The organism is Acinetobacter terrae (assembly GCF_013004375.1).
Lineage (GTDB): Bacteria > Pseudomonadota > Gammaproteobacteria > Pseudomonadales > Moraxellaceae > Acinetobacter > Acinetobacter terrae.
The window spans coordinates 1-7,817 of sequence record NZ_JABERI010000037.1; the positions used below are offsets into that span (position 1 = coordinate 1).

A 7,817-nucleotide genomic window follows, 5' to 3' on the forward strand; every position below is an offset into this window, starting at 1 on the left:
CCACCTGATCCCTTCCCGAACTCAGAAGTGAAACCTCTTTGCGCTGATGGTAGTGTGGGGTTACCCATGTGAGAGTAAGTCATCGCCAGCTCATTATTCCGAAAAATCCCTGATCTAATCGGTCAGGGTGTTTTTTTATGCATAAATTTTTATATTTAAAAAAAGCTCCATAGGAAGCCTTTTTATCAAGTATTTGAAAAAAGTGATTATTAGATTTCTTGGATTGAATCTTGATTCTGAAAGAGTGAACATATCGATGTTTAAGCACTTCTAGTATTAAGAAATATATAAGGGTGATTAACACCTCACAAAGTCTTTAACCTTGTTAAAATTTACGTTTATGGTAAGAAAATCAGCTTTCTATGCTTTAGGCAAAAGGAATTACTAAAAGTTTAAATAAAAAATTTGGGTAAATAGAGTAGGGAATCTTTTGTAAGTGAAAGAAATCCATGTTTGTATCGTTGTATTGAATAATATATAGCGGATTTTTAATTTTTATCTATGTTATTTATAAGTCCTAACAGCTGAACTTTTTGCAAAAAAAAAATCGCCATTTAGGCGATTTTTTATTTTTTAACTAAAATATTTAAATATTTTAGTTAAACATTTGTGTTGCAGCACAATATAGAACCCAGAGAATAGTAACAGCAACTACAGGTTCGAGAATTTTTGACCACCCTGGAACTGTAGTATTTACTACCGCTGCAGCATTGTGTTGATCTTCATTAGCATCAGTATGTTGTTGACTAACCATTTGATTAAACTCCTTCATTGTTGAGTCTAATGATATCTCTTCTTGTACAATTGGTTTAGAACCTTTTAACTCTAACAGGTCGTTTGTTGACCAAACCCAATCAGGGGCTTGACCTGAAAGATGTTCAATTTGCCCTAAAAGTAATTCATGTAATCCACGAACTTCGAGATTACCAATGTCATTGAGCTGTTTAAGCTCTGCCAGTTGTAAGCGCAATATCTCTGTGACTGCCGGCTCTAATTCATGTTTAGCTAATGTGGATTGATTTTTTGAAGAAGTGGTTAGATGACGTGCAACCTCTTGAATAAAGAGTTCTTCGGGTGAGGAAATCTCTTGATAAACTTTTTTGTCATTAGAACGCCAAAGTGTAATCAATTTACCCAATACAAGCGCATTTATTTCTAACAAGTGCTCTTTTCTATCTTCTCCAGAGTGTTGCTCGAGAAGCTGAGGCTTTTGATTGTTAATCTGCTCAGCAAAATATTGTACTAAATCAAAAGCCATCAATTTACTCCGTCTTATTTTAGTCTAATAACCGTAGGCTCGGTTTTTTCTTAGGTTGTTCAGTTTCTTCTGAAAGTGTTGTTGATTTTAAAGTATCTTCAGGGATTTGGATATCCTCATATTCATTTGGATCAAAGAATAAACCTTGACCATTTTCACGTGCATAAATGCCCATCACGGCATTTAAGGGTACATATATATCACGTGATACGCCACCAAAGCGAGCAGAGAAGGTAATTGTCTCATTGCTCATATTTAATTTATGTACCGCATGAGGGGCGATATTTAAAACAATTTGCCCATCTTGAATAAATTGTTCGGGAACCAGGGTATTCGGTTGTGTGGCATCAACAAGTAAATGTGGGGTAAGGTTGTTGTCACAAATCCATTCATAAATTGCACGAGCAAGATAAGGTCGGGTGGGAGTGAGGTTTAATTCCTGATCAGACATTGAGAGATACTCTATTGATTCACTAAAATTTCACGATATTTATTTTTTTCCTGCATAGTCATAGACTTGGTAAAAGCAGGACGAGTAAATATCCGTTGGCAATATAATAAAATTGGTCGGCAATGTTGTTTAGGGAGTTCAATTCCCATTGAATGTAACCGTAAAAAGATTGGCGCTAACATGCAATCTAAAATTGTAAAATTTTCTGACATGAAATATGGAAAATGCTGAAAGAGCGGTGTCAGAGAGATCAGTATGTCGCGCAGTTGTTTTTGGGCTTTTGCCTTATCTTTTTCATTTAAGCTATCTGGGTGACGCAACATAATATCTGCAAGTTTTAGCCAGTCTTGTTCAAATCGCCAAATATATTGACGTTGTTCTGAGCGCGGCATAGGTGCATCAGCATACAACTTGTTTTGACGATAACGATCATCTACATATTCGGAAATAATACTGGTATTGAACAGTTTAAGTTCATTTTCAATCAGCATGGGTACTTGGTTGTATGGATTTAAGCTGGCGAGATCTTCATCGTCTTCATCCACAATAATAAGATGATATTTAATTTGCTTCTCGGCCAGGACATAGCGAATCCAATGTGAACGAAAGTCATCTGCATGGCTATAGAGTGTAATTCCTTGAACAGGTGCGGTTTCGACGGACATAATCCTAAACAAAGCAAAAAATGAATAGAATAGGATACTAAAATTCAACCTAAAAAGCACGAAGCATAAAAGATGAATCAGCTATAGGAGATGTAGATTATAAGAAAAAATGACTGGAGTAAGAAAATATGATAATTAAACTGGGTTTAATGATGCTTTTTATTTTAATTGCTGTTGCTAACTACTATCTCAGCAAGTCCTTTTGGTGTCATGAAGGGGTGTGGGGTAAAGATGTGCATGAACAATAGAAAAATAATTGTTGTTCATAAATTTTCAGGACATAAAAAAGCCTTGGATAAACCAAGGCTTTTTGTCCGATTCGGTAAACGAATTAACGTTTAGAGAATTGAGGACGTTTACGAGCTTTACGTAAACCAAGTTTCTTACGTTCAACTTCACGAGCATCACGAGTAACGAAACCAGCTTGACGAAGAGCAGGTTTTAAAGTTTCGTCAGAAGCGATCAAAGCACGAGTAATACCGTGACGGATAGCGCCAGCTTGACCACCAATACCACCACCAGCAACAGTGATGTAAAGGTCAAATTTTTCAGTAACTTCTAAAAGTTCTAAAGGTTGACGAACGATCATACGAGCAGTTTCACGACCGAAATATTGCTCAAGAGTACGATTGTTGATTACGAGTTTGCCTGTACCAGCTGACAAGAAAACACGTGCAGTTGCGGTCTTACGGCGACCTGTACCATAGTTAGTAGCCATGTGCTGTATCCCTTAGATGTCCAAAACTTGTGGCTGTTGAGCTGTATGTGGATGCTCAGTACCAGCGTACACTTTCATTTTTTTGATCATTGCATAACCAAGAGGACCTTTTGGTAACATACCTTTAACAGCTTTTTCTAAAACTGCTTCAGGTTTGTGAGCAATTAACTTCTCGAAGTTAGTCTCACGGATACCACCAGGGAAACCAGTATGGCGATAGTATTTCTTATCGTGAGCTTTTTTACCAGTCACAGTAATTTCTTCAGCATTGATTACAACGATATAATCGCCAGTGTCAACGTGAGGAGTATAAGAAGTTTTATGCTTACCGCGTAAACGACGAGCGATTTCAGTCGCAAGGCGACCTAAAGTTTTGCCAGAAGCATCAACAACATACCAGTCATGTTGAACTTCAGCTGGCTTAGCGCTGAGAGTTTTCATTAAACCACTACCTATTATAGTTGGTTTGGACTATGGAATCTGTCCAAACAAAAGGAGACGCAATTCTAAACGAATACGTGAAGAATCACAAATGAAAAAGCAAATTTCAAGCGCTGTATTTTATAGGTAAAAATAGTAATGTGCAAAAAATAATCACAACTATTTTCGTATTTTTAAAAGAATGGATAGAACTCTGAATTTTCCCAGCGCAAGATTAGGAACGGATACCTATTTTTGCTTAGAAAATAGAAGTTACGGAAAAACTTGTTTCTCTAACCCGTATATAATAATGATATTCGAGCGCAGGTTAGACGAGATGAAAATATGCTTCCTTTATATGTAACCAGTGGTGAACCTGCAGGGATTGGTCCAGACATTTGTTTAAGTTTGGCGATGCGTATTGATGAACGTCCAATTGTGATTTTGGCTGATCTCAATTTATTAAAAAAACGCGCTGAAATTCTTAATCAAACAGTTGAACTTATTGCATATCAAGGACAATCAGAATCTTCAGGACAAGGGCAGTTATACGTTGAGCATGTTCCACTAAATACTGATGTTGTATTGGGTGAGTTGAATGCTGAAAATTCTGCTTATGTATTAGAACAATTACGTCGTTCTGCCGATTATGCGATGTCAGGTAAAAGTGTCGGTGTCGCAACGGCTCCCGTGCAAAAATCAATTATTAATGAGGCTGGCATTCATTTTAGTGGTCATACAGAATATTACCAAGAATTCGCAGGTGTTGAACGTGTCGTGATGATGCTTGCGACCAAAACTTTGCGGGTGGCACTTGCAACCACACATCTACCTTTACGCGATGTTCCAGATGCCATTACCAAACAACGTTTGCATCAAGTGATTGATATTTTGATTCATGACTTAAAAACCAAGTTTAAGATTGAGCATCCGCATATTTTAGTTTGTGGTTTAAACCCCCATGCAGGAGAGGGTGGTTATTTAGGACATGAAGAAATTGATGTAATTAATCCGGTGCTTGAAAGCTATCGGGCGCAAGGCCTCAATATGAGCTTGAGCCTTCCTGCGGATACCTTATTTACCCCTGAAAATTTAAAAGATGCAGATGCCGTTTTGGCGATGTATCACGATCAAGGCTTACCTGTGTTAAAATCTCAAGGATTTGGTGGAGCCATCAATATTACTTTGGGCTTGCCGTTTATCCGTACTTCTGTAGATCATGGCACAGCACTCTCCCTTGCAGGCACTGGACTCGCAAAAAGTTCAAGTTTGCACGTTGCTGTCGATTTAGCCCTCGATTTGGCGCGCCACTGATTATTGTTCATCACTCACGTTGGAAATGTTTTTATGTATCAAATTAATGCCTTAAACCCAAAAGAAGAAGGGCATCAGGCTCGAAAACGATTTGGTCAAAACTTTTTACATGACCAGCGTGTCATTGCCAAAATTGTACGCTCAGTCAATCCGCGTCCAGGTCAAAACATTCTAGAAATTGGACCGGGTTTAGCCGCGTTGACCTCACCGCTGATTGGTGAATGTGATGCTTTAACCGTGCTTGAGCTGGATCGTGATTTGGCAGCAGGCCTACCGGGTCGTGTACCGCATCCAGAGCGTTTAACCATTATTGAAGCAGATGCATTGAGATATGATTATTCTCAATTGTTTCAGGAAGATCGTCCATTACGTGTGGTTGGTAACTTGCCTTATAACATTTCAACCCCACTATTATTCCATCTCTTGGAATTTGGTGACAAAGTGCAAGACATGCACTTCATGTTGCAAAAAGAAGTGGTAGATCGTATTACCGCTTCGCCAAATACCAAAGAATATGGTCGTTTGTCAGTGATGATTCAGTATTACTGTAAACCGACGTTTTTATTTGAAGTACCGCCAGGATCTTTTAATCCGCCACCCAAAGTGACCTCTGCGGTATTCCGTTTAGAGCCTTACCATGTAAAACCGGTTATTGCCAAAAATGAAAAAGCGTTGGCACGTCTGGTTTCACATGTATTTACCCAACGTCGTAAAACTTTGCGTAACAGCTTGAAGGGGATGTTGGTGGAAGATGCCTTCGAGAAAACCGGTATTGATCCGATGGCACGTCCAGAAACCTTAAGCATGGCTCAATTTGTTGCTTTGTCAGATCAAATGGTGGCTTAAGTGGCACGCTCCGCGATTAGATACAATTACGTCATTGGTGATGTTCAAGGCTGTTTTGAAGCCTTAAAAGCCTTACTTAAAGAAATTAAGTTTGACCCCGATCAAGATTTTATCTGGTTTGCCGGTGATTTGGTTGCACGTGGTGAAAACTCGATTGGCGCATTACGTTTTGTTAAAAAACTGGTCGATCGTGGGGTCGCAGCAACGGTATTGGGGAATCATGACCTGACGCTTTTAGCCTGTGCACGTGGTTTAAAAGCGTTACAAGACAAAGATAATACCCGTGATGTAATTGATGCGATTGATAGCGATGACTTGATTGATTGGTTACGCAAACAACCGTTGTGTCTTTTCCCGAATGATCAAACGATTTTGACTCATGCCGGTATTCCATGTATTTGGTCGGCAGAACAAACTTTTGCCTTGGCTAAAGAAGTTGAAGCGATCATCAGTCATGAAGATTTTGCTGTAGTAGATGCTTTCTTAGCCGAGATGTACGGTAAAGAACCTGATCTTTGGGCAGATGATTTAGAAGGCAGTGCACGCTTACGTTGTATTACCAACTATTTAACCCGTATGCGTTTAACCAATAGCGAAGGCCGTTTAGAGTTTAGCTTTAAAGATTCACTTGATGATCCAATGCCTCAAGGTTTTAAACCGTGGTTTGAATTTGAGTCGGAAGCTGCGAAAACCCATCAACTAATCTTTGGGCACTGGGCTGCATTACAGGGTAAAACCATTAATCCACAGATTCAGAATGTCGATGGTGGCTGTGTTTGGGGTAAGCAGTTGATTGCCTATCGCCTGGAAGATAAAGAAATATTTAAAGTTGATAATCCAATGATGTAATGTCTGGATGATTTACAAAATAAAAAAGCCACATGATGTGGCTTTTTTATGGGTCTTTATTTAGTCAAGTCGAATCCAGGTCTGACTACGTCCTAAGGTTGAAACACCCATATAGGCTCTCAAGGTTAGGCGCTTGCCTGTGGCATTCATTTTGATTTTGGCATCATAGACTTTGCCTGCTAAAGGATCAATCACACGACCTTTTTCATAGTTGTTGGTTCCCTCTACATGTCTTAAGCCTTTAATGATTTCCATACCTAAAATTGGCTGGTTTGTATATGGCGCAGGGCAGTTATTACAGGTTTCTCGCGGAGAATAACCCGGTCGAGGAGTTACTTTAATAATCTTGGCGGTAAAATTGTTGTTGGCTTCTTTATGAATTTTGATGATCGCTTTGGCCGCACCTGATTTATCATCAATTTGCTGCCAGGTTCCAGAAATATCTTCAGCAAAAACATTGCCACTAAAAATCACACTCGCCAAAGTTGCAAGCAATATATTCTTTTGCATATCAAACTTTTCCATAACTCATTATTTTTTATTGAGTTGGTATATTAGACTGATTATGTGATTAGTCAATATTCTGGGGAGTCTGCAAAAGATTTAATCATTTATTGACGAATGTAAAAAAGCCACATGATGTGGCTTTTTGATTGGTATTTATTTAGTCAAGTCGAATCCAGGTTTGACTGCGTCCTAATGCGGATACACCCATATAGCCACGTAAAGTCAAACGTTTACCATTGGCATTTAAACGAACTTTGGCATCATAAATTTTCCCGGCAAGCGGGTCGATGACACGACCTTTTTCGTAGTTATGGGTCCCTTCTACGTGTTTTAAACCTTTAAGGATTTCCATGCCTAAAATTGGATCGTTGGTATATGGAGCGGGACATTTATTACAAGTTGCACGAGGAGTGTAGCCAGGACGGGGTGTAACTTTAACAATTTTACCTGTATAGGTATTATTGGCTTCTTTGTCAATTTTAATAATGGCTTTAGCGGCACCCGTTTTATCATCAATCTGTTGCCATATTCCTGTGATATCCTCAGCAAAAACATGAGTGCTAAAAAGTGCACTTGCTAAAGTTGCAAGCAATAGATTCTTGAGCATATCAGACCTTCAAACATTCGTTCACTTTTTGAAAGGTTGATATATTAGATATATTAAACAATTAGTCAATATTAGACCTCTTTCATAAATCAAAAAATGATCTTCTTTTTGGTTAATATTTGCACTCCGGATTTCTTAGCATTCGTGCATAATCTGCGGATGAAATACATCGATTCAAACAA

Annotated in this window: 10 protein-coding genes and 1 rRNA gene; 4 read left to right on the forward strand and 7 right to left on the reverse strand. The window is 38.6% G+C overall.

Going from position 1 to position 7,817, the window contains the following annotated elements; all coding sequences use genetic code 11:
* Nucleotides 1-91, forward strand: a 5S ribosomal RNA gene (gene rrf, locus HLH14_RS13985); the annotation flags it as partial.
* Nucleotides 92-595: 504 nt separating this feature from the next.
* Here rrf and HLH14_RS13990 read toward each other — a convergent pair.
* The 5 genes from HLH14_RS13990 to rplM form a co-directional block, all read right to left on the reverse strand.
* A complete protein-coding gene (locus HLH14_RS13990; RefSeq protein WP_067724801.1) occupies nucleotides 596-1,258 on the reverse strand; it encodes a hypothetical protein in 663 nt (220 codons plus the stop codon).
* Between the two features lie 19 nt (nucleotides 1,259-1,277).
* A complete protein-coding gene (locus HLH14_RS13995) occupies nucleotides 1,278-1,709 on the reverse strand; it encodes a ClpXP protease specificity-enhancing factor (protein ID WP_067724802.1) in 432 nt (143 codons plus the stop codon).
* A gap of 11 nt (nucleotides 1,710-1,720) precedes the next feature.
* A complete protein-coding gene (locus HLH14_RS14000; RefSeq protein WP_067724804.1) occupies nucleotides 1,721-2,374 on the reverse strand; it encodes a glutathione S-transferase N-terminal domain-containing protein in 654 nt (217 codons plus the stop codon).
* Between the two features lie 331 nt (nucleotides 2,375-2,705).
* A complete protein-coding gene (gene rpsI / locus HLH14_RS14005; RefSeq protein ID WP_067724806.1) occupies nucleotides 2,706-3,092 on the reverse strand; it encodes a 30S ribosomal protein S9 in 387 nt (128 codons plus the stop codon).
* Between the two features lie 12 nt (nucleotides 3,093-3,104).
* The gene (rplM, locus tag HLH14_RS14010) at nucleotides 3,105-3,533 is read right to left on the reverse strand and encodes a 50S ribosomal protein L13 (protein ID WP_067724808.1); all 429 of its coding nucleotides are present in this window, start codon (nucleotides 3,531-3,533) and stop codon (nucleotides 3,105-3,107) included.
* A gap of 324 nt (nucleotides 3,534-3,857) precedes the next feature.
* Between rplM and pdxA the strand changes: the two genes are divergently transcribed.
* Genes pdxA through HLH14_RS14025 form a run of 3 tightly spaced genes read left to right on the forward strand, consistent with a single transcriptional unit; the run spans nucleotide 3,858 to nucleotide 6,521 of the window.
* A complete protein-coding gene (gene pdxA / locus HLH14_RS14015) occupies nucleotides 3,858-4,826 on the forward strand; it encodes a 4-hydroxythreonine-4-phosphate dehydrogenase PdxA (RefSeq protein WP_067724810.1) in 969 nt (322 codons plus the stop codon).
* A gap of 33 nt (nucleotides 4,827-4,859) precedes the next feature.
* On the forward strand, nucleotides 4,860-5,672 hold the full coding sequence (rsmA, locus tag HLH14_RS14020; protein WP_067724812.1) for a 16S rRNA (adenine(1518)-N(6)/adenine(1519)-N(6))-dimethyltransferase RsmA: 813 nt from the start codon (nucleotides 4,860-4,862) through the stop codon (nucleotides 5,670-5,672).
* Nucleotides 5,673-5,687: 15 nt separating this feature from the next.
* Nucleotides 5,688-6,521 carry a symmetrical bis(5'-nucleosyl)-tetraphosphatase gene (locus HLH14_RS14025; protein ID WP_171255203.1) on the forward strand — a complete coding sequence of 278 codons (834 nt, stop codon included), beginning with the start codon at nucleotides 5,688-5,690 and terminating at the stop codon, nucleotides 6,519-6,521.
* A 60-nt stretch (nucleotides 6,522-6,581) separates the two neighbouring features.
* Here HLH14_RS14025 and HLH14_RS14030 read toward each other — a convergent pair whose 3' ends face one another.
* Complete coding sequence (locus HLH14_RS14030; RefSeq protein ID WP_067724818.1) at nucleotides 6,582-7,031, reverse strand: DUF2147 domain-containing protein; 450 nt, start codon at nucleotides 7,029-7,031, stop codon at nucleotides 6,582-6,584.
* Between the two features lie 154 nt (nucleotides 7,032-7,185).
* Nucleotides 7,186-7,635, reverse strand: coding sequence for a DUF2147 domain-containing protein (locus tag HLH14_RS14035; RefSeq protein ID WP_067724816.1), 450 nt, complete (start codon nucleotides 7,633-7,635; stop codon nucleotides 7,186-7,188).
* Between the last annotated feature and the right edge of the window lie 182 nt (nucleotides 7,636-7,817).

Coding starts and splice junctions, on each gene's coding strand:
- HLH14_RS13990 (WP_067724801.1), bottom strand. CDS start 1,258: ATGGCTTTTGATTTAGTACAATATTTTGCTGAGCAGATTAACAATCAA.
- HLH14_RS13995 (WP_067724802.1), bottom strand. CDS start 1,709: ATGTCTGATCAGGAATTAAACCTCACTCCCACCCGACCTTATCTTGCT.
- HLH14_RS14000 (WP_067724804.1), bottom strand. CDS start 2,374: ATGTCCGTCGAAACCGCACCTGTTCAAGGAATTACACTCTATAGCCAT.
- rpsI (WP_067724806.1), bottom strand. CDS start 3,092: ATGGCTACTAACTATGGTACAGGTCGCCGTAAGACCGCAACTGCACGT.
- rplM (WP_067724808.1), bottom strand. CDS start 3,533: ATGAAAACTCTCAGCGCTAAGCCAGCTGAAGTTCAACATGACTGGTAT.
- pdxA (WP_067724810.1), top strand. CDS start 3,858: ATGCTTCCTTTATATGTAACCAGTGGTGAACCTGCAGGGATTGGTCCA.
- rsmA (WP_067724812.1), top strand. CDS start 4,860: ATGTATCAAATTAATGCCTTAAACCCAAAAGAAGAAGGGCATCAGGCT.
- HLH14_RS14030 (WP_067724818.1), bottom strand. CDS start 7,031: ATGCAAAAGAATATATTGCTTGCAACTTTGGCGAGTGTGATTTTTAGT.
- HLH14_RS14035 (WP_067724816.1), bottom strand. CDS start 7,635: ATGCTCAAGAATCTATTGCTTGCAACTTTAGCAAGTGCACTTTTTAGC.